General features: G+C 63.6%; 17 protein-coding genes and 3 tRNA genes. 8 read left to right on the forward strand and 12 right to left on the reverse strand.

The window, feature by feature from the left end; all coding sequences use genetic code 11:
• Positions 1-212: 212 nt before the first annotated feature.
• A tRNA-Gly gene (locus tag ACVOMF_RS12880) sits at positions 213-288 on the forward strand.
• A 72-nt stretch (positions 289-360) separates the two neighbouring features.
• A tRNA-Cys gene (locus tag ACVOMF_RS12885) sits at positions 361-434 on the forward strand.
• Positions 435-607: 173 nt separating this feature from the next.
• On the opposite strand, the gene ACVOMF_RS12890 is transcribed toward ACVOMF_RS12885, so the two are convergent.
• From ACVOMF_RS12890 to ACVOMF_RS12900, 3 genes are all read right to left on the reverse strand, one after another.
• A complete protein-coding gene (locus ACVOMF_RS12890; RefSeq protein WP_481509655.1) occupies positions 608-1807 on the reverse strand; it encodes a leucine-rich repeat domain-containing protein in 1200 nt (399 codons plus the stop codon).
• Between the two features lie 155 nt (positions 1808-1962).
• A complete protein-coding gene (locus ACVOMF_RS12895; protein ID WP_481509656.1) occupies positions 1963-3042 on the reverse strand; it encodes a 4Fe-4S dicluster domain-containing protein in 1080 nt (359 codons plus the stop codon).
• Positions 3039-3326 (reverse strand): hypothetical protein, encoded by a 288-nt coding sequence (locus ACVOMF_RS12900; RefSeq protein WP_481509657.1) that lies wholly within the window; start codon positions 3324-3326, stop codon positions 3039-3041. Before ACVOMF_RS12900 ends, ACVOMF_RS12895 begins: the two co-directional genes overlap by 4 nt.
• Before the next feature lie 175 nt (positions 3327-3501).
• Between ACVOMF_RS12900 and ACVOMF_RS12905 the strand changes: the two genes are divergently transcribed.
• The 5 genes from ACVOMF_RS12905 to ACVOMF_RS12925 all read left to right on the forward strand — a co-directional run bounded on the left by ACVOMF_RS12905 (position 3502) and on the right by ACVOMF_RS12925 (position 8517).
• Positions 3502-3885 (forward strand): group III truncated hemoglobin, encoded by a 384-nt coding sequence (locus tag ACVOMF_RS12905; RefSeq protein WP_481509658.1) that lies wholly within the window; start codon positions 3502-3504, stop codon positions 3883-3885.
• A 91-nt stretch (positions 3886-3976) separates the two neighbouring features.
• Positions 3977-5383, forward strand: coding sequence for an oxygen-independent coproporphyrinogen III oxidase (gene hemN, locus ACVOMF_RS12910; protein WP_481509659.1), 1407 nt, complete (start codon positions 3977-3979; stop codon positions 5381-5383).
• An 81-nt stretch (positions 5384-5464) separates the two neighbouring features.
• Positions 5465-5551: transfer RNA gene (locus tag ACVOMF_RS12915), tRNA-Leu, on the forward strand.
• Positions 5552-5573: 22 nt separating this feature from the next.
• Entirely contained in the window at positions 5574-6863 is a 1290-nt protein-coding gene (locus ACVOMF_RS12920; RefSeq protein WP_481509660.1) for a nucleotide sugar dehydrogenase, read from the forward strand.
• A gap of 31 nt (positions 6864-6894) precedes the next feature.
• Positions 6895-8517: an FMN-binding glutamate synthase family protein gene (locus ACVOMF_RS12925; RefSeq protein ID WP_481509661.1), complete on the forward strand. Its 1623-nt coding sequence runs from the start codon at positions 6895-6897 to the stop codon at positions 8515-8517.
• Between the two features lie 157 nt (positions 8518-8674).
• Here ACVOMF_RS12925 and ACVOMF_RS12930 read toward each other — a convergent pair whose 3' ends face one another.
• Positions 8675-9904: a TIGR03862 family flavoprotein gene (locus ACVOMF_RS12930; RefSeq protein WP_481509662.1), complete on the reverse strand. Its 1230-nt coding sequence runs from the start codon at positions 9902-9904 to the stop codon at positions 8675-8677.
• Positions 9888-10319, reverse strand: coding sequence for an FKBP-type peptidyl-prolyl cis-trans isomerase (locus ACVOMF_RS12935; RefSeq protein ID WP_481509663.1), 432 nt, complete (start codon positions 10317-10319; stop codon positions 9888-9890). The genes ACVOMF_RS12930 and ACVOMF_RS12935 overlap by 17 nt, the downstream gene beginning before the upstream one ends.
• A gap of 61 nt (positions 10320-10380) precedes the next feature.
• Between ACVOMF_RS12935 and ACVOMF_RS12940 the strand changes: the two genes are divergently transcribed.
• Entirely contained in the window at positions 10381-10746 is a 366-nt protein-coding gene (locus ACVOMF_RS12940; protein ID WP_481509664.1) for a DUF6164 family protein, read from the forward strand.
• 200 nt (positions 10747-10946) lie between these two features.
• Here ACVOMF_RS12940 and ACVOMF_RS12945 read toward each other — a convergent pair whose 3' ends face one another.
• The 7 genes from ACVOMF_RS12945 to ACVOMF_RS12975 form a co-directional block, all read right to left on the reverse strand.
• Positions 10947-11807 (reverse strand): PA4780 family RIO1-like protein kinase, encoded by an 861-nt coding sequence (locus ACVOMF_RS12945; RefSeq protein ID WP_481509665.1) that lies wholly within the window; start codon positions 11805-11807, stop codon positions 10947-10949.
• 278 nt (positions 11808-12085) lie between these two features.
• Positions 12086-13642 (reverse strand): FAD-binding oxidoreductase, encoded by a 1557-nt coding sequence (locus tag ACVOMF_RS12950; RefSeq protein ID WP_481509666.1) that lies wholly within the window; start codon positions 13640-13642, stop codon positions 12086-12088.
• A 14-nt stretch (positions 13643-13656) separates the two neighbouring features.
• Entirely contained in the window at positions 13657-15237 is a 1581-nt protein-coding gene (locus tag ACVOMF_RS12955; RefSeq protein WP_481509667.1) for an alpha/beta hydrolase, read from the reverse strand.
• 9 nt (positions 15238-15246) lie between these two features.
• Positions 15247-16254: an NADP-dependent oxidoreductase gene (locus ACVOMF_RS12960; RefSeq protein WP_481509668.1), complete on the reverse strand. Its 1008-nt coding sequence runs from the start codon at positions 16252-16254 to the stop codon at positions 15247-15249.
• Positions 16254-17426 carry an acyl-CoA dehydrogenase family protein gene (locus ACVOMF_RS12965; protein ID WP_057626965.1) on the reverse strand — a complete coding sequence of 391 codons (1173 nt, stop codon included), beginning with the start codon at positions 17424-17426 and terminating at the stop codon, positions 16254-16256. The genes ACVOMF_RS12960 and ACVOMF_RS12965 overlap by 1 nt, the downstream gene beginning before the upstream one ends.
• A gap of 55 nt (positions 17427-17481) precedes the next feature.
• Positions 17482-18882: a flavin monoamine oxidase family protein gene (locus ACVOMF_RS12970; RefSeq protein ID WP_481509669.1), complete on the reverse strand. Its 1401-nt coding sequence runs from the start codon at positions 18880-18882 to the stop codon at positions 17482-17484.
• A 148-nt stretch (positions 18883-19030) separates the two neighbouring features.
• Positions 19031-21466: a TonB-dependent receptor gene (locus ACVOMF_RS12975; protein WP_481509670.1), complete on the reverse strand. Its 2436-nt coding sequence runs from the start codon at positions 21464-21466 to the stop codon at positions 19031-19033.
• Between the last annotated feature and the right edge of the window lie 9 nt (positions 21467-21475).

Below are 21475 nucleotides of genomic sequence, written 5' to 3' on the forward strand. Positions count from 1 at the left end.
TCGCTTGGGGCGTCTTCAAGAGCGGCCGGGACTTTGACCCGGCCATGCTGAAAGTGGGTCAAGCCTGCTTCCAGCAGGCTTGACCACGAACATAGGATCTCGGCTCTACAGGGATTACAGATCCAACGCAGGCAGCCAAATCACCGATGTGAAAGGAATTGTTAAAAAGCGCTGGCGCGCCCCTGCCGAAGTCTGTATGATTCGCCCACACCGCGGGAATAGCTCAGTTGGTAGAGCGCAACCTTGCCAAGGTTGAGGTCGCGAGTTCGAGTCTCGTTTCCCGCTCCAAATCGGAAAGGGCCCCCGCAGTGGGGTCTTTTCATGTCGAGGCGGTGTAGTGCTTCGGCGGTGCAATAGTTTGGCCTGGTAGCAGAGTGGTTATGCAGCGGATTGCAAATCCGCGTACGCCGGTTCGATTCCGACCCAGGCCTCCAAGAAAGAAGCATTAAAGCCCTGAGAAATCAGGGCTTTTTTGTTTTCTGCGATTTCTCGTCGATCCGTGTGGTCCACCGATTCAGAGGGGGATGGCGTGTTTGACGCTGTTTTTGTGTGGCAAACACCCATCAGCATGTGTCGAGTGCGTGTACGCAGCAGGCAAGGCCTGCCGCTAGTCACCGATGCGTGCAGCGATTTCATTCTCAAGATGTGCAAACGCGCGCCACTCGATTGCCTGCAGTTGCGTACGTTGTGCAGGTGGCAGTGCGCCAGTCAGCATCGCTGCACCGAAGTCGCTCAGTACCGCCTCGCCGGTTGCTGGGTTCCACAGAATATTGTGGGCATACAGGTCGCCATGCAGAACGCCCTGCGTGTGCAGGTGGGTGAGTGCCGCGCGGATGCAGTCGAGCAGGCGTTTGGCGGTGGTAGGGGTAAATCGTGTATCCGCCGCGTAGACATCGCGGGTGCAGCTGGAAAGGCTGGGCGGGCCGGCGAGGTTGACGTATTGCGAGGCAAGCAAGGGCATCGCCACTGCCAAGCGGCCTTGCGGATGCCCTTCAACTACCGCCAGAGGCGTTAGCAGGTTCGGGTGTCCGGTAGCGACCAGTCCGGCAGCCAGCTCTGACTGCGGCGTCCCATCGCTGGTAAATGCCGCCTTGAATACTTTGACGGCAATCGCTTCATTGCTGTGCTTGAGGGTGGCGTGATGGATGTGGCCGCTCGCCCCTTCGCCCAGCAGCTCGCCGATCTCCATATCGTCGTAGCGGATTGCGTGGTGATGTGCAGCCGTCAATGCGGCGTGTTCGGCATCCGCCGTAAGTGGATTGCCGGCCAACGCCGGCCAGGCCAGGTTTGGCAATGCAGACAATGCTGCTGGGATTTCACTGAAATGGTTGCTGGCAATCCGCAACAGCTCCAGTGCTCTGCAATTGCTCAGGTCAGGCAGCGCAGTGAGCTGGTTGCAGGAGAGCATGAGTTTCTGCAGCCGTGGGCGCTGGCCAAGTTCTGCGGGTAAATCACTGAGCTGGTTGTCGGTGAGAATCAGCCAGCGCAGCCGTGCTGGCACGCTGTGTTTGGATACCTGCGCAATCGCACAGGCCTTGAAGCCGACCATTTCGAGCTGCTCGCAGTCGCCAAGTGCAACCGGTAATTGCGTGAACGGGTTGTTGGAGCAGAACAGGATGCGCAGTTTGCGCAGTCGCCGCAGGTCATCGGGCAAGGAGGTAAGTTGATTGCCGGAGAGATCCAATACTTCCAACGTATCGGCCAGGGCGAACAGCGCCTGCGGGAACTCGGTCAGGCCCAGATTCACCAGACGAACAGTCCGGGCGCTGTTGAGCGAGCCGCTTTTGAGATCTTCAAGGGTATGCATGCAGTGCGAGTGTACCGGCTCCAACACAAGGCTTTTGTGGGATCGGCATAAGCCGCGAAGCCGATGGATCATCAGATGGCAGGGATGTCCATGGTTCAAGCAATGTCAACTTCGCGGCTTACGCCGCTCCCGCAGCCCTTATGCGCTGCGCCCGGCTAAATGCTTGCAGCGGTGAATGCCGCCAGGGCAAAGCACAGCAGCGTGATGCCGGCGAACGCCAACGGCTTGATGCGCAATCCAGGTGGGGCGGTATCGCCATCGCTGGCTGGACGGGCGCGATGGATCAGGTCCAGCGGGTAGCGACTGGCAGCCATCACATCGTCACATGCATCCATGCAATTGCCACATTCGATGCAGCTGTTGGAGCGGCCATTGCGAATATCCAGGCCGATCGGGCAGGCGGCAACGCAGGCGCCGCAATCGGTGCAGTCCCCGAGGTGGACCGGGCTGAACTTGGGCATGGCGCCGGCAATGGCTGGGTGAGCGGCGCGGAATACATAGTCGGCCGCAGTGCTTGCATCGAGCAGGCCGCGTGAACGATGCAATACGCTTGCGTTGTCCTGGCCGCGCTCGCCGCGCGGCTCCCCACGTGGCGCGTTGTACTGGATGCAGGGGGTGCGCGCATCGGCAATCAGTGGCTGCACGCGGCTGTAAGGGCAGAGATAGCTGCAGACCTGTTCGTGCAGATACACCACGTTTGCCCAGGTCGCCAGGCCGTAGAAGCTGACCCAGAAGAATTCCCAACCGCTGAGCGTAAGTGTGAGCAAGCCCCGTGCGAGCTCCCCGATGGGCGTGAAATAGCCCACAAAGCTGATGCCGGTCCACAGCGAGATTGCCGCCCACATTGCGTGTCGTAGTGGTGTTCCCAGTGGCTTCGCCCTGCCTTTGAAATCGGTCAGGCGGGTCAGTCTGCGGAACAGGCGGGTCAACACCGTCTGCGGGCAGGCATAGGTGCACCACAGGCGTCCGTAGAGGCTGGTGGCAAGGCAAAGCAGGGCCAGCGCGGCCAGGGCAAGCCAGAGCAGTGGTATTGACTGCTCCGGTTGCATCGAGATGCCGGTGACCTGGAACTGGCGTGCATCGATGTCGAGCAGCAGCCAGGGTTTGCCGCCCCAGTGCAGCCAGGGCAGGCCATAGAACGCCGCCAGCATCGCCAGGCTGGTGAGCTGGCGGAACCTGTCGCGCCTGCGCGCGGTGCCGGCGCTGGCTTCGCCGATGCTGCGCACAGGGTTCATTCGAAGACTTCCTCCTGCTCGCTTGCCGGATGCATCAGCAGCGCTGTTACCCCACACGCGCACAAGGTGCCGGCCCAGAACATGAAGAAACCCAGCGAATAGCCAACTTCACGGCTGATCACGTGCTGCGGGAAGCTGATCTGCTGCAGTTCCAGCGGGTCGATGAATGCAAAAAACACCGCCGACATCACCGCCGCAGTAAAGAAGCTGGGCCATACCACGGCGCCCAGGCGTTGGATCATTGGCAGTGAGCGGCGGGCGCTGGCGTCGGCAGAAGCGGTCATTGTGGATTCCTGGGTGCCTCGTGGCGAAGGAATAGAATCGGGCGGGCGGCTCGGCGGTATGGCCGCAGCTGGCAGCCCGGTGTGCAAGGCTAGGGGTTGTGCGGATGGGCGTCGTTGATCCTGATCAAGCAGGGCCGGGCGCCGTTGGTTTGGTCAGGTGATCAGGAGGTGGGTTGTGCGGGCTGGGCCGGATGTTTGCAGTGAGGAAGAGGTGGACTGGCTGGTGCGGCGCTTCTACGCGCGGGTGCGCGAGGACGCGGTGCTTGGGCCGATATTCGAGGCACGGGTGCACGATTGGGAGGCACATCTGCTGCAGCTGATTGATTTCTGGTCGGCCCTGCTGCGTGGAACCTCGCGCTTCAACGGCGCGCCCATGCCCAAGCACCTGGCGATCCCGGGGCTGGAATGGCCCATGTTCGAGCGCTGGCTGGCATTGTTTGCACAGACCACGGCAGAGCTGGGCAACCCGACGATGCAGGCGTTGGCGGATGAGGCGGCCGGGCGGGTTGCCGGCTCCATCTGGCGGCGCTACCACGCCCCTTCGTTCCCGATACTCTGAACGGATGCCGGGTTGGGCCCGTTCATGAATGGGTGAATTGATCTAACTCAAGGCGATGATGCCTGGGCGGGGGCAAGCTGGCGCCATGAACATGCCGCTGCCAATCTCAAATGCCCTGGGCTGGACCTTCGATGCGGACCTGCTGCGCAGGCATGACCGGCCGGGTCCGCGTTACACCTCCTACCCAACCGCACCGCATTTTCACGATGGTTATGGGCAGGCGCAGTTCTGTGCGGCGGTAGCGCGCAGCAACGCGGTGGGGCGGCCGATGTCGCTGTATGTGCATGTGCCGTACTGCAGCAGCCCGTGTTTCTATTGTGGCTGCAACCGCGTGATCAGCCGCGACCGCAGCAAGGGCGAACGCTATGTCGATCAGCTGCTGGTTGAGGCGGACTGGCTTGCGCCGCTGTTTGCACGCGAGCGCGAAGTGGTGCAGCTGCATCTGGGCGGCGGCACGCCCAACTTCCTGGAGCCTGCACAGCTGCGTCGATTGATTGCTGGGCTGGAAAAGCTGTTCCATTTCAGCCAGAGCAGCGCGCGCGATTTCTCGATTGAACTGGACCCCCGTTCGGTCAGCGTCGACGACATCGATGTGCTGGCAGAGTTGGGTTTCAATCGCGCAAGCCTGGGTATCCAGGACTTCGACCCGCAGGTGCAGCGGGCGATCAATCGCGTGCAGGACGTGGATGAGACGATGGCCATCATCCAGGCCTGCCGTGACCATGGCATGCGATCGGTCAATGTGGATTTGATCTACGGCCTGCCGCTGCAGACGCTGGCCGGGTTTGGCCGAACCCTGGATACGGTGATAGCCGCGCGTCCGGATCGGCTGGCGATTTACGGCTATGCGCACCTGCCGCATATGTTCAAGGCGCAACGGCAGATCCAGGACCGCGACCTGCCTGATCCGGAGCAGAAGCTGGCGCTGCTTGGGCTCGCCGTCGAGCGCCTGTCGGCGGCCGGTTATCAGTACATCGGCATGGACCATTTCGCATTGCCGGAGGAAGACCTGTCACGCGCACAGCGTGCTGGTAGCCTGCATCGCAATTTCATGGGCTATACCACCCATGCCGACAGCGACCTGCTGGGGCTGGGGGTCAGTGCAATCAGCCATATCGATAGCAGTTACAGCCAAAATCCACGCGACCTCAAGGACTGGGAGGCAAAGATTGCCGAAGGTGGTGTGCCGGTATGGCGCGGGCTCGAGCTGGATGACGACGACATGTTGCGGGCGGAGCTGATCCAGCAGCTGATGTGCCATGGCAGCGTGGATGGCCGTGCGCTGGCGCGGCGGCATGGCGTTGATTTCGACACCTACTTTGCCGACGAACTTATCGCTTTGCGCCATCTGCAGGACGACGGCTTGGCCAGCTGTAGCGATGGCGTGGTCGCTGCCACCGAGCAGGGCAGGCCCTTGCTGCGCCTGATCGCGATGTGCTTTGACCGCTATCTGAAGGCCGCGCAGCAGCCAGCGCGCTACTCGCGGGCGATCGGCTGAGACCATGCTGGCGCCGGCTTCTGCGCCGCCGCCAATCTTCGCGATTCACAATTGGGCCGCAATCAGGCAGGCTATTGCGATGCCCGGATGGCGAAACTGGTAGACGCATCGGACTTAAAATCCGCCGGCCGCAAGGCCTTGCCGGTTCGATTCCGGCTCCGGGCACCAGTTCGCAACCTCAGGGGATGGCATGAGCGCCGAGATCACCGCCGCGGCAGCGCCGCAGATTGCCATCATCGGGTTGGGCTATGTCGGCCTGCCATTGGCAGTGGAGTTCGGTAAGACGCTCGATACCCTGGGTTATGACATCGATGCCGCCCGTGTTGCCGAGCTGCAGGCCGGGCACGATCACACGCTGGAACTGGATGACGCCGAGCTCGCCGCTGGCGCGATGGCGCGTTACACCGCGGACAAGGCCGAGCTGGCCTCGCGCAATGTCTTCATCGTCACCGTGCCGACGCCGATCGACGCGTACGAACAGCCGGATCTTGCACCACTACGCAGTGCCAGTGCGCTGATCGCTGCGGTGCTCAAGCGTGGTGATCTGGTGATCTACGAATCCACGGTGTATCCGGGCACGACCGAAGAAGTCTGCATGCCGTTGCTGGAAGAAGGCTCCGGGCTGCGCTTCAACCAGGATTTCTATTGCGGTTACAGCCCTGAGCGGATCAATCCGGGTGACCGTCAGCGCCGCCTTCCAGATATCAAGAAGATCACCTCCGGCTCCACGCCGGAAGCGGCGGCCGTGGTGGATGCCTTGTATCGGCGCATCATCACGGCAGGCACCTGGCCGGCGTCGTCGCTGCGCGTGGCCGAGGCGGCCAAGGTAGTGGAGAACATCCAGCGCGATGTGAACATTGCCTTGGTCAACGAACTGGCGCTGATCTTCGACAAGCTGGGCATCGACACGTTGGATGTGCTGGAAGCGGCGGGCACCAAGTGGAATTTCCTGCCGTTCCGGCCCGGCATGGTCGGTGGGCACTGCATCGGTGTTGATCCCTATTACCTGCTGCACAAGTCCGAAAGCGTGGGTTATCACCCGGACCTGATCCATACCGCGCGGCAGGTCAACAACCGTGTGGTGGCGCATGTGGTCACCCGTGTACGTGGCCTGCTCGAAGGAAAGAACAAGCCGTTGCAGAACGCGCGTGTGCTGGTGCTGGGCGTGACTTTCAAGGAGGATTGCCCCGACCTGCGCAACAGCCGTGGGCTGGACCTGGTGCAGATGCTTGCGGCAGCCGGTGCAAGGGTCGAAGCATTTGATCCCTGGGCCGATCCACGCAACGCGCACGACATGGGCGGTGTAGAGCTTGTGAAGGCGCCGCAGCAAGGTGTCTACGATGCCGTGGTCCTGGCCGTGGCGCACCAGCAGTTCCGTGCCTACGACGAGGAACAGATCCGTGCCCTGGGTGTGCCGGACATGGTGGTCTACGACGTGAAATCGGCCTGGCCGAGGCAAGTAGTGGACGACCGGTTGTAGAATCCGCCATCCGTGTAGTTCGAGGACGGTAATGCATCGTTATCTGGTTTATGTGCTGGCACTGATCCTGCTGCCAGTATCACTGGCGCTGGCTACCCACTGGCCTGCTTGGTACTGGGGCGTTGGCCTGTTCGGCCTGATGGCGGTGCTCGGCACCTGGGATGTGTTGCAGCGGCGCAGCGTGCTGCGTCGCAACTACCCGGTGTTGGCGCATTTCCGCTATGGTTTCGAATCCATTGGCCCGGAAATCCGCCAGTATTTCGTGCAGAGCGATCTGGAAGACGTGCCGTTCTCGCGCCAGCAACGCCAGCTGATCTATCAGCGTTCACGCAATGAGATGGATGTGGTGCCGTTCGGGACGCTGCGCAGCGCGTATGCGGTGGACTACGAATGGATCAATCATTCGCTGGCACCTACCAGCATTGCGCACCACGATTTCCGTGTGGTGATCGGGCCTGACTGCGCCAAGCCTTATTCGGCCAGTGTGTTCAATATCTCGGCGATGAGCTTTGGTTCCTTGTCGGCCAATGCGATCCGCGCGTTGAACAAGGGCGCCAAACTTGGCGGCTTCTGCCACGACACAGGTGAAGGTTCGATCTCGCCGTATCACCGTGAGAATGGCGGTGATCTGGTCTGGGAAATCGGCTCGGGCTATTTCGGTTGCCGCGATGACAACGGCCGCTTCAGCGAAGAGCGCTTTGTCGAGAATGCGAGCTCCGATCAGGTCAAGATGATCGAGATCAAGCTGTCGCAGGGTGCAAAGCCCGGCCACGGTGGTGTGCTGCCCGCGGCCAAGGTCAGTGCCGAGATATCTGCGACCCGCGGTGTACCGATGGGCGTGGATTGCGTATCACCGTCCAAGCACTCGGCATTCTCCACGCCGGTTGAACTGCTGCAGTTTGTTGCACGCCTGCGCGAGCTGTCCGGTGGCAAGCCGGTTGGCTTCAAGTTGGCCATCGGCCATCCGTGGGAATGGTTTGGTATCGCCAAGGCGATGCAGGAAACCGGGATGCTGCCGGACTACATCGTGGTCGATGGTGCTGAAGGTGGCACCGGCGCAGCACCTGCCGAGTTCATCGATCACGTTGGCGTGCCGATGAACGAGGCGCTGATCCTGGTGCATAACACCTTGGTTGGGCTAGGCCTGCGCGATCGCATTCGATTGGGTGCGGCTGGCAAGGTGACCACGGCGTTCGATATCGCCCGTACCATCGCCTTGGGTGCGGACTGGTGCAATGCCGGGCGTGGTTACATGTTTGCGTTGGGCTGCATCCAGTCGTTGAGCTGCCACAACGACAAATGCCCTACCGGCATCGCCACCCAGGACCCGAGCCGCTGGCGCCACCTGGAGCCGGTCGACAAGGGCCAGCGCGTGTTCAATTACCACCAGAACACCATGCGCGCGCTGCGCGACCTGCTTGGTGCCGCTGGCCTGCACGATCCGTCCGAGCTGGGCCCGGAGCACATCCTGCGTCGCGTATCGCCGGTGGAGATCCGCTCGCTGGCCAGCCTGTACCGTTATCTGGGACCGGGCGAATTGTTGAACAAGGTGCCGGAGCACACCGTGTTCCGTGAATATTGGGCTGAGGCGCGTAGTGATTCGTTCACCCCGCCGGCCCGGATTGCGGCGTTGCGTACCAGCAAGATGCGTTGATCATTGACAGCTTGTAGGAGCGGTGTGAGCCGCGAAGCCCGCAGCGATGAAACTGCGGGCTTTTTTGTGCTCGGATTGATTTTCAGCTTCGCCGCTTACGCCGTTCCTGCAAGTTGCTGCGATATTGGCAAGGCCCCCTGCCGACCATGGGGCGGCACTACAACCAGCGGATCACACCTTCTGCGGCGCGCTGGCCGCTGGCATAACAGGCGGTCAGCAGGTAGCCGCCGGTGGGGGCTTCCCAGTCCAGCATTTCGCCCGCGCAGAACACGCCTGGTTGCGCGATGAGCATCAGCCCGTCATCCATCGCTTCCAGCTTTACACCGCCAGCCGTACTGATGGTTTCGGCCATCGGTCGCGGGCGTAGCAACTGCAAGGGCAGGCGTTTGAGCGTGCGTGCGACAGCTTCAAGATCATTGCCGGCATCCTTGCCCAGCACTTCAAACAACAGCCCGGCCTTGGCCGCATCCAGTCCGGCAGCGCGGCGCAGGTGCTCGCCGAAGCTGCGGCCCTTGCGGGCGCGGCCCAGATCGGCGAGCAGGCGTGTTTCGTCGCGGCCGGGTACCAGATCCAGTTCCAGCGTCACCGCACCATCGCGATTGAGGGTTTCGCGTAGATCAGCGGCCAGCGCATAGATCAGGCTACCTTCAATGCCGTACTGACTGGCCACGCATTCGCCTTGCAGCGATTGAGTCTGGCCGTTCAGATCGGTCCAGTGCGCAACCACAGGTTTGATCGGTGCACCGGCATGGCGGTCGCGGAAGTGAGCAGTCCAGTCGATGTCGAAGCCGCAGTTGGCCGGCTGCAGCGGTGCGGTATCGACGCCGCGTTCCTGCAGCACCGGCATCCAGCTGCCGTCGGAGCCCAGCTCCGGCCAGCTGCCGCCGCCCAGCGCCAATACGGTGGCATCGGCGTGAACAGCGATCTCACCATCTGCGGTGGCCATGCGCAGGCTGCCGTCCGGGTTCCAGCCCAGCCAGCGGTGCTGCACGTGGAAGCGCACGCCTTGTTCCTTCAGCCGGCGCACCCAGCCGCGCAGCAGCGGCGCGGCCTTGCGGTCTACCGGAAACACCCGACCGGAGCTCCCGACATAGGTTTCCACGCCAAGACCCAGCGCCCAGCGGCTCAGTGCCTCGGCATCGAAGCCGTCCAGCCATGCGCCAACCTCGGCCTGGCGTTCGCGGTAACGGCTGTCGAACAGCGGGCGCGGGTCGGAATGGGTGAGGTTGAGTCCACCCTTGCCGGCGATCAGGAATTTGCGCCCGGGCGAGCCCTTGGCCTCGTACAGGTTGACCGCCAGGCCGGCTGCACGCAGATGCTCGGCGGCAAACAGGCCGGCCGGGCCGCCGCCAATGACGGCGACGGTTTTATCAGCGAGGTTTGACATCGAGCAGTTCTACATCGAAGACCAGTGAAGAGCCGGCCGGGATCGGGCCGACGCCACGATTGCCATAGCCGTACTCGGCCGGGATCATCAGTGTGCGCTTGCCACCAACCTTCATGCCGACCACGCCTTCGTCCCAACCACGGATGACCTGCTTGTCACCGAGGTTGAAGCTGAACGGCTCGCCGCGATCCAGCGAGCTGTCGAACTTCTCGCCGTGTTTGTCGGGCTTGCGCTCGTCGTAGATCCAGCCGGTGTAGTGCACGCTGACCTTGCTGCCTGCGACCGCTTCAGCGCCGGTGCCGGGTGTGGTATCGATCTGTTCGAACTTGGCAATGGTGCCGCCCGGTGGCGGGCCTGGCGGGGTGCAGCCGGCGGCCAACAGGGACAGCAGCAGCGGGATGAACAGACGACGCATGGCGCGCTCCGTTGGAAAGGGGCGTGCAGGGTAGCGCATCGCCGCCGGGTATCATTGCAGCATGGCCAAACTGCTGCTCAATCTACGTAATGTCGGTGACGACGAAAGCTTCGAGGTCGGCGAGCTGCTCGACCGCAACGGCATCGCCTGGTACCGGACCGAGCCCAGCCCCTGGGGTATTTCCAACGGCGGCATCTGGCTGCGCGAGAACGATGATCTGCCGCGCGCTAAAGGTTTGATGGCGAGCTATCAGGCTGAACGCGGGCAGCGTGTGCGTGAAGAGCGCCAGGCAGCGCTTCGTGATGGCAGCGCGGAGACGTTCGGTTCGATGTTGCGGAGCCGGCCGTTGTTCGTGGTGGCGGTGCTGCTGGGCATGGTGGTTGTTTCAGCCTTGGTGCTGCTGCCGTATTTCCTGCTGCGCGGGTAAGGGCGCTCAGCTCCCTCCCTTGCTCCGTAGGAGGAGGGGAGGGTTGGGGAGGGGTTGGCTTTTGCGGCCTTTGGGGCGCAGCCTGCTTCGCGGCTTACGCCGCTCCTACAAAGCTGATGGATGGCTTGGAAAGCCGCTGCCGAGCATGGCTCGGCACTACATTGGTGAAGTCCCCTGCCGAGCATCGCTCGGCACTCCCCTCAGTAGTCTTCTTCGGCGGCGGCTTCGCGGCCTTGCTGGCGGATCAGTGCTTCTTCGCGGGCGTCGTTGATGGCGTGCCGCACGCTGTCCAGGTCCACCGCATGTTCGTCCGGAGTGAACTCGCCGGTCAACACGGTGTCAGGCAGCAGATCGCCGGCCTGGAACAACTCCCACATTTCTTCGCCGTACCAGGTTTCCAGCAGCTCCGGAGCCCAGCGACCAAGGTTGGCGGTGAGGTTGTTGACGTCGCGCAGCAGCATGGTGCGGGCGGCGTTGTTGCCGCCAGCGCTGACCACCTGCGGGAAATCGATCACCACCGGGCCATCCGGCCCGACCAGCACGTTGTACGGCGACAGATCGCCGTGGATCAGGCCACAGCACAGCATCAGCTTGACCTGCTGGACCAGCACAGCGTGGAACTCGCGCGCCTGCGCGGCACTGAGTTCCACCTCGCCCAGACGCGCGGCGCTGAAGCCCTCGGCGTCGGTCACCAGCTCCATCACCAGCACGCCGTGGAAATAGCCGAACGGCTCCGGCACGCGCACACCGGCGTCGCGCAGCTGGTACAGCGCGTCGACCTCGGTGTTCTTCCAGGCCGCTTCGGCCTGCTTGCGGCCGTAGTTGCTGGCCTTGCCGATGGCGCGGGCCTCACGGCTACCGCGCACCTTGCGGCCTTCCTGGTACTGCACGCGCTGCTGGAAGCTGCGCTGCGCCATGTCCTTGTAGACCTTGGCACAGCGGATCTCGTCGCCGCTGCGGACCACATAGACCGCTGCTTCCTTGCCGCTCTTGAGCGGGCGCAGGACCTCGTCGATAACGCCGTCGTCTATCAGTACCTGCAATTGTTGGGGTGTTTTCACAGTGTCTCGGTGGCTGCGGGTGGCGGCTCGATCTGCATCGAACGTGGGCCGTCCGGGTGGGATCAGGCCGGCATATTGTTGCCGATGGTACGGAAACCGGCCAGCGATGGCAGCACCGGGGGTTCAGGCTGGACAGTTGCGGTGGCACCTACGCGAACGGCCAGGCATTGGGCCTGGCCGTGTGGCTGGGGCTATTGGGGGTGATGGCGGTTTGCCTGACAGGTTGCGCCTACCCTCTCCCCAACCCCTCTCCCGGGGGGAGAGGGGCTCAGGCGTCCTTAGCGGCTGAGCACGCCGGGGTTCATCAGGCCCTTGGGATCGAGCTGGCCCTTGACTGCGTCCAGCACCGCCAGTGCGGCCGGATCGCGGCCGGCGCGGTAGTCGTAGAACTTGCCCAGCTGCAGGTTGGCCGCGCCATGCGCACGCATGGTGTCGGCGATCTGCCGCTTGAGGGTGTCGGCCGCCGCGCGTGCGTCCAGGTGTTCACCCGGGCAGCCGATACGCTCGCGGTGGTCGGCATCGACGGTGCGCAGGTGGAAGGCGTTGTGGCTGTCCGGCCAGTAGATGCAAGGCTCGATCACCACCGTCTGCGCACCCACGCTGGACAGCAAGGTGCCAATGAACAGGCCGTGCCTGTCCATGGTTTCCTGCTCGCGCGCGAACAGGTCCTGCAGGGCGTCGAACATGCGGGTGGCCTTGGAGTGCGGCACCAGCGCGTGCACCGGTGCCCAGCGCTCGCCCTGCGGGCCGAGCATCGAGTTCCAGGCCGCGAACGGATTGGCGGCCATCATCCTGGCGATCGATGGTTCGATACTTTCACCGAACTCGCCCACCAGCTTGCGCGCACGCGCCACGCGATCGGCCACCTCGGCGACGCTGTCGCCTTCCAGGGTGATGTGCAGCGAGAACTGCTCCTGGTCAACGATGTCGCGGCCCTTCACCGCCAGCTTCAGGCCGGAGATCAGGCCGCCCTTCCTGATCACGTTGGTCAGCGCCTTGACGTCGCTGGAGAGGCCGGCGCGGCGCATGCGCACGCGGGTCAGCGCCGGGTCGAAGGCGGCCGTTTCGCTGGCCAAAGCATGCCGCGAGAGCACACCCAAGGCACCGAACAGACCTTCGGCCGTCGGGAATTGCCAGGACAGGTAGTCGATATGCGCATGCTTGGGAATGAGCTTGAGCACGATGCGGGTCTTGATGCCGAGCAGGCCACAGTCACCCAGGAACAGACCGGTCAGGTCCGGCCCGTACCAACGGAAGAACGGGCTGGTATTGGCCGCGGCCGCCGAACCGGTGGTGAGGATGTCGCCATTGGCGGTAACCACCTGCAGCCCCAGCACCACATCAGCCGAACAGCCATAGCGCGCGGTGCCGTGGAAGATCGCGCCCTGCGACATGCCACCACCCACCGTGGCATGCGAGCCGGACATTGGCCCGAAGTACGGGGTGCGCACACCCTTGGCATCCAGCGCGTCCTTCAGCGCACGCCAGGTGACGCCGGCTTCGACCACGACGTAGGCGTCTTCAAGATTGATCTCGACGATCCTGTCCAGCGAACTGGTATCCACCAGCACGCTTGGGCTCTGCGCGGCGGTATAGCCGCCGGTATAACTCATGCCGCCACCGCGTGCGATGACCGCAACACCGGCCTCGGTAAGTTGCTTGACCGCAGCGGCCAGCTGTTGCGCGTCATTCGGACGCAACACCGCAAGCAGCGGCTTGCCCTGCGAATAGACGTCGGTGGCGAAATACTCAAGCTCGCTGGCATCGGTGACGATGCTGCCGCCCCAGCTGGACTGCAGCGTGGCGATGACGGCGGTTGCGGTGTCGTTGCTCATGGGGGTCCTTCAGCTCAGGCAGACAGGGCGGCGGCGCGCCCCTGGTAGTCGGATTGGGGATCAGTGATCACGCGCAGCGGCACCGGCAGGTCACGCAGGCGCGCGGCCAGATCTGGTGCGGTGACATCGCGCAACAGGCCATGCAGGCGATTGCCCAGGCGCAGCAGTTCAACGACATTGGCATGCACCAGCGCAGGTGCTGGCGCATCCACGCGGCGGCGCGCAGCGGCACTTGGCGTCAGCCAGGGCCACAGCAGATGGCGCTCGCGCTCCCATTGCCAGGCATCGCAGAGATAGCCGCCTGCGCGGTCGATGACGGTGCTAGGCAAGCCCTGCAGCAGCAGCGCCTGCTCCTCGGCGTTGAGCAACCATGGCGAATGCAGCACGACCTCGCTGACACACGCACCCAGCGCATCCACCAGCCCAGGAACGTAACCGGCAGCCGCGCCATGCGCTTCGATCAGCACCGGCAGCTCGGCACTGCCGCGTACTGCGTCCAACAAGGCAGCGACCACGCTGGCGGCATCCAGCCCGGCATCGCTTTCGCAGGAGGCACCGTGGCCGGGAAGATCCGGCAGCAGCCACGCACTGTCATCGGCATCAAGCTGTTGCGGCAACAACGGCCGGGTGCCGGGCGCATGCAGGCATAACCGCAGCTGGCCCTGCCCTGCCCGCTCCCAGACCGCCATGTCGCCGCCAGAGGTCGCGATGATGCGTCGCTGCCAACTATTGTTCGTCGCTGCACCAGCGTTACCAGCAACGAAGGCCAACTCGGCAGCCAACGCCTGCGCCAACCACGCATCCATGCTGTCGAGCATGGCAGGAATGCCTGCAGGCTCTTCAACCACGGTGACGTTGGCGGGCAGACTTTGCAGGCGCGGTCTATGCGCCAACAGCGGATCGCCGTGGCGGTAGACCAGCCACGACGGCATCTGCAGCTGCTGCAGCCAGAAGTGATCGTTGTGGCGGAACGCCGCCGCATAACCGGCGCGATAGGTATCGCCAACATCCAGCACATCCATCACCGTATCGCGGGTGCTTTCCGTGGTCTGTGGCGGAATCATCATCGCCGCGTCGGCACGGCCGTCGTACCACGGGAAGTAATACTTCTGCTCGCGCATGCGCGACCACAGCCAGCGCAGGTGGGAGCCGTCCCACTGCGGCACGAACGGTGGCAGGTAGGTCTCGCCATACAGCGCGCTTTCCTGCGGAGTGAAGGCGGCATAGCCATCCACCACCAGCGCGGCGACACGCACGGGCGCAGCCCAGGCCAACCAGGTCGCGATCAGCCCGCCGGTATGCATGCCGAATACCGCGAAACGCTGCAGGCCGATGGCGTCGACGAACTCCAAGGTAGCCGCGCCGAACTCGGCAATCGTCATCGGGTTGCCAGGCAAGGCATCGGAATAGCCGAAGCCGGGCGTGTCCGGCGCAATCACCGTGTAGCGGTCGGCGTAGCGTTGCTGCATGGCCGCCCACATCCGCGAATTCTGCGGTGATTGATGGATCAGCAACAGCGCCGGCCCACTGCCGGCAATGCGGTAGTGCACCTGCCGTCCGTTGACGGAAGCGAAGCGACGTTGGATCTGGGGCATGCGTGTTCCTTAGAGCCGTACCAGCGCCTTGCCCAGGTTCTCGCCAGTGAGCAGGCCGATGAAACCGGCCGGCGCGGCGGCCAGCCCGTGGTGGATATGTTCGCGGTAGCGCAGCGTGCCGTCGGCGATCATCTGCGCCAGTTCACTGCGGCATTGCGCGAAGTCGGCCAGATGGTCATGGACCACCAGGCCTTCCATGCGTGCGCGTGCGCCGATCACCGGCCCGAGATTGGGTCCGGCCGGACGCTCGGCGCGGTTGTACTGATCGCTGAGCCCACACAGCACCACCCGTGCATGCAGGCGCAGCAGCGACAGTGCCGCTTCCAGCACGGCACCACCAACATTGTCGAAGTAACCATCAATCCCATCCGGGCAGGCAGCGCGTAGCGCCTTGGCGAAATCTGGATCGCGATAGCTGACGCAGGCATCGAAGCCAAAATCATCGGTGACGATGGCGCACTTCTGCGCGCTGCCGGCGATACCCACCACGCGGCAACCCGCGGCCTTGCAGAGCTGGCCAACGACGCTGCCAACCGCACCTGCGGCAGTTGAAACCAGAATGGTCTGTCCGGCCTTCGGCTGCAGAATCCTGCGCACACCCGCCCACGCGGTGAGCCCGGGAATGCCCAGCACGCCAACGGCAGTACTGAGCGGTGCCAACCCCGCATCGATCAGCGAGGTGGTGCCCGCATCCAGCACGGCCTGCTCGGCCCAGCCGGTCATGCCGGTCACGACATTGCCGGGCGCGAAACGACCACTGCGATCTTCGATCACCGTACCGATGCCATAACCCGGGACGATGCTTCCCAGCGGCGGGCACGGCAATGCATAGCGGCCGCCGAGTTGCGCACGCAGGAACGGGTCCAACGACAACCATTGCACCTGCACCAACAGCTGGCCGTCACCGACAACCGGCAACGGCAGCTGCTGCGTTTCAAAATCCTGCAGCTGCGGCAAGCCTTGCGGAGTCTGCCGCAGGCAGACGGCCTGCATTGTGCTGTGCAGGCCGTCCATCATCAGAACGCGTTGATGCCGGTCAGCTCGCGGCCGATCACCAGCTGGTGCACGGTCTCGGTGCCTTCGTACGTGATCACCGATTCCAGGTTCAGCGCATGTCGGATCGCGCCGTGCTCGGTGGTGATGCCGGCGCCGCCGAGCAGGTCACGGCATTCGCGGGCGATGTCGATGGCCAGGCGGCAGTTGTTCCACTTGGCCAGCGAAACCTGCTGCGGCTGCATCTGCCCGGCGTCCTTCAGACGACCGAGCTGCAGCACCAGCAACTGACCGGCTGTGATGCGGCGGGCCATGTCGGCCATCTTGATCTGCGCGCTCTGGGTGGCGGCGACCGGGCGGCCGAACAGGATGCGTTCCTTGGTATAGGCCAGCACTTCGTCCAGGCAGGCGATGGCAGCGCCCAGCGGGCCCCAGGTGATGCCGTAGCGGGCCTGGGTGAGGCAGCCCAGCGGCCCCTTCAGGCCCTTCACGTTGGGCAGACGGTTGGCATCGGGAACGCGCACGTTGTCGAAGAACAGCGCGCCGGTCACCGAGGCGCGCAGGCTCATCTTGTGCTTGATCTCCTGGGCGGTGAAGCCCGGCGTGCCCTTCTCGATGACGAAGCCCTGCACGCCCTCGTCGGTATTGGCCCAGACGATGGCGATATCGGCCACTGAGCCATTGGTGATCCACATCTTGGAGCCGTTGATCACCCAATCGCCGCCATCTTTGACGGCGCGGGTCTTCATGCTGGCCGGGTCGGAACCGCCATGAGCCTCGGTCAGGCCGAAGCAGCCGATCACCTTGCCGCGCGACATGTCCGGCAGCCAGCGCATGCGCTGCTCTTCCGAACCGTAGGCGTAGATGGGGTACATGCACAGCGAGCTCTGCACCGAAACGAAGCTGCGGATGCCGGAATCACCGCGCTCCAGTTCCTGGCAGATCAGGCCGTAGCTGACGCTGTTCAAGCCAGCGCCGCCGTACTGTTCCGGCAGCGAGCTGCCCAGCAGCCCCATGTCGGCGATTTCGCCGATCAGCTCGGTCGGGAAACGACCCTGGTCGAAGCAGTCGCCGATGATGGGCAGCACGCGCTCATCAGTGAAACGGGCAACGGAATCCTGCACAGCGCGTTCTTCCTCGCTCAGCAGCGAACGCACGTCGAACAAATCGTAGGGGTTCAGTGTCTTCAGGCTCATTACTGTCTCTGGAAGGCGCATCCGCGCCCGGAAGGTAGGGGATAAGGTAGTTCAATCAGGCCGAAAGAATTGCTGCAGCTGCACGCTCGCCTGACGCAACGGCCGCTTCCATGCCCGGAACCTGCAGTTCGGTCTGCTCGCCTGCGAAGTGGATGCGCCCGAACGGGGTGTTGGCCCAGCGCAGGGTTTCGGCGAAATGACCCGGCGCAATCTCCGAGAACGCGCCGTCGGACAAGGGATCATTGCCCCAGCTGCGGGTCTCCAGCGGCAGCAGCGCGCCCTTGGACGCCGGGCGCAGACGCTCCATCGCATTGATGGCCCAGGCGAAGCGGGCCTCACGGTCGAGCTGATCGGCCTGCTCGGCCATGGCGCCGTTGAGCCAGACGATCAGGCGGTTGATCTCGCCATCAGCGCCCGGCACGGCAAACACGCGCTGCAGCGGGCCATCCCCCCACAGCGAAAGCGGCAGGCCGTCGTCTTCCCAGAATCTGCGGGTGGGTTGCAGGTGGATGGTGGTGACGGCATTGGAGCGGCGTGCCGACCAGACCTCCTGCTGGGCAACCGGCGGTGCCGGATCAATCGCGATGCGGCTGAGCGGGCCGCTGGGCAGGGCCAGCACCAGATGCGCTGCGCGGAAACGGCGGCCATCTGCGCAGCGGACTTCCACGCCGCTGCGAACAGACTCGACCCGGATGACCTGCGCACCGAGTAGCGGCGGCTGCGCCAAAGACGCCGCCATCGCCTCTGGCAGCGCCTGGCTGCCGCCCTGCACCCAACCCGTGCCCCTGGAGCCGAACCGCCGCAGCGCATCACGGCGCAGTGCATCCAGCGCACTGATCGACTGCAGCGACGAAAAACTATTGCCGATATCCATCCACTGCATGGCCTGCGCCGACCAGCCCTTGCTGGCGATCAACTGTGACAGTGGGATATCCAGCGAGAGATTGGCAGGGTCGCGCCAGCTGTCCACCGCCGGCAGGCCGAGCTCAGCGATCGCGGTAGCCAGCAGCATCGGCGGCAGCAGGCCATGTTCGCGACCCTGCAAGATATTGAGCGGACTTTCACCCCATGATTTGGCCGGCACCAGCGTATCGCCGATGGCCAGGCCCAGCCCGGCAGCGGTCGGCAAGGCAGCCGACGGCGGCACAATGCCGACACCGACACGCCTGGCGTGGGCGTGTACGCGTTCGTAGGCAGTGCCGACTTCAACCCCACCGATTTCAAAGCGGATGCCGTTGCGCACCACCGTCTGCAGACGGCCACCAACGCGCGGATTGGCTTCCAGTACGGTAACGCGAGCTCCACCTGCTTCCAGGGCATGGGCTGCAGACAGACCAGCCAGGCCAGCGCCGACCACGATGACATCGCTGGCAGGTACCTTGGCGTGCAGCATGCTGGGCAACAGCGACAGTGCAGCCATGCCGGAAACTCCCTTGATGAAATTGCGTCGTTGCATTGGTTCCGCCTGCGGAGGTGCGAGGTTGTTGTTGCTTCAGGAGCCGGCGTTCCCGCGTAGGCGGGAATGACGATCCGACGTTGTGTCGCCAAAGCCAATCAAGGGCAGGCTGGGACGGTGCAACGGCACTCCCAGCACACCTCACCACTTAGAACTTGTAACTGACCTCAACGCCATACATACGCGGCAGCGAAGGCGTCAGGCCAAAGTCTCGCAGGTTGCTCACCGCCAGGCCGGTCAACGGCGGCACCGCCGGCAGCGCGATGTAGGCGTCCGGATTGATGGTGCGCTGTGCGTCTTCAAGCGTGCGATCGTTGAACGCATTGTTGACGTAGGCCGAGACCTGCAACTGCTCGGTCGGGCGGATGCTGAAGCGGAAGTTGGTACGGGTGGAAGCACCGATATAGGCCAGGTTGTCGACCTGGATGTAGCGTTTGCCTTCGTAGTTGACGTCCATGTTGGCGGTGTATTCCCAGCCATTGGACAGTGCACCGTCATACATCAAGCCCAGCGTCGCCTTGTGCTTGGGCACGCGCGGCAGCGTGTATCCGGCTGCATCAGCCGCCGGATCAGCCAGTGTCGGTGCCTTGCTGCTGGAGAACAGATCCGCCTGGTCCTGGCTGAGGAACTTCAGGATCTTCGCATCGGTGTACGAATACGCCAGGCTGGCCAGCCAGCCCTGCGCGAAAGCCCACTGACTCTCCAACTCGAAGCCGCGTATGCGCGACTCACCAACATTGGTGGTGTAGCTGGTGGAGAACAGCGAGCCGTTCTTGCGGATCACCGGGCCGGTTTCGGTCAGCTGCTGGTTGGTCCAGTCGATCTGGTAGATGTTGGCGTTGACGCGCAAGGTACCGTCCAGCCAATCGCTCTTCATACCCAGCTCGTAGTTCCAGGCCTCTTCTTCCTTGTAAGTGTTCAAGCCACGGGCGATCAGCGCATCGCGATCGGCTTCCCGGAAGTCGGCGCGGTAAACATCGGTATTGAAGCCGCCCGGCTTGGTGCCCTTGGAGACAAGACCGTACAGGTTGAGGTTTTCACGTGCCTGGTAGCTCAGCGTCCAGCGCGGGGTGAAGCTGCTGAAGGTCTTGTCCAGCGCATACGCCTGGCGATACGTCGTCGCGCCGAGCACGCGGGTATCAACGCCGCCCTTGCTGATTTCATCGCGCGCATAGCGGCCTTCCAGCGAGGTGGTCCACTGCTCGTTGATGCGCCAGTTGATCAAGCCGTACAGCGCCTTGTTGACGGTCTGGTCATCCGGATTGGTCGGAATGGTGGTGACGACCTTGTTGCCGCCGATGGTGTAGCCGGTCAAGTCGCCGCCCCAACCCGGCTGTGCGTTCTGCTCGTAGTAGTAGGCACCGAGCATTCCCGACACCGCCAGGCTCTGGTCGGTGGTAAGGCGGATGTCCTGCGACCAGTTCTTTACACCGGAATTGGCGAAACTCTCGAACGCACCGCCGTAGCCACGGATGGCACTGTAATCCTGATCGCTGGCGGCGTAGGTTTCGCTCTTGTTGTAAGCCGAGGTCGAGGTCAGGTTCCAACCGTTGGCGAACAGATAGTCCACCACCACACTGGTGCGCAGCAGATCGGTCTTGCGGCCGGAGAAGTAGCCGGCGGTTTCGAACTCCTTGGTGTTCAGCGCGTAGTCCGACGGCTCCTTCAGCTCACCGCAGTAGTAACCGCGACGACGCGACTCCAGGATCGGATACAGGCCGAAGTACAGGCCACCGGTGTACTCGGGCAGGTAGCAGTTGAGGTTGGCGCTGCCCAGGCGGGCGGCGGCGAAGTGCTGGTCGCGGCTCTTCTGCTTCATCGCCCGTGCGGTGATGTCCAGTGAATCGGTGGGCGACCAGGCGATGGCCGCCATGCCGCTGATGGTCTCGGTGCCATTGAGGTCCTTGCGACCCGATGCGTTGTTGTAGAACACACCGTCATTGCCACGCTTGTTCAAGCTGAGGTCATAGCCGAATGAGCCATCTTCATTCGCGCCCGAATAGAACAGGCCCATCTTTTCCTGACCGTAGTTGCCAGCACCCAGCGTGACTTTGCCGCCCGGCGCACTGCCCGGCCGTTTGGTGATGAAGTTGACCGCGCCGGAGAAAGTGCGGCGACCGAAGGCCGCCGACTGCGGGCCGCGGATCACTTCCACGCGCTGGATGTTCTCCAGCCCGTAGCTGGAGATATCACCTTCGACGTAGATGCCGTCGATAAAGAACGAGGCATTGGCCTCGCCCTGGATGTTCGACATGCCGCGGATCACCGGGCGGTCGAAACCACGGCCATAGCCGGACTTGAACGAGAAGCTCGGCGACAGGTTGGCGATGTCGCGCACATCGGTCAGCCCCTTCTTCTCGATGGTCTGCTCGGACATGGCGGTGATCGGCAGCGGCATCTGCTGCAGCGGCTCGGACACGCCGCGTGCGGTCACGGTGATCTGGTCAAGGCTGTGCACGGCGTCGCTATTGGCTGCCGGCGGTGCGGGCGCTTCGTCGCTGTCGGCGGCGGCAGCGCTACCCGCACACAGCAGCAGCGCGAGGGCGATCGAGGAGCACAGCAGGTCTGGCTTGATGGTTTTCATGGAATTCCC

It is taken from the genome of Stenotrophomonas sp. STEN022, assembly GCF_056760155.1.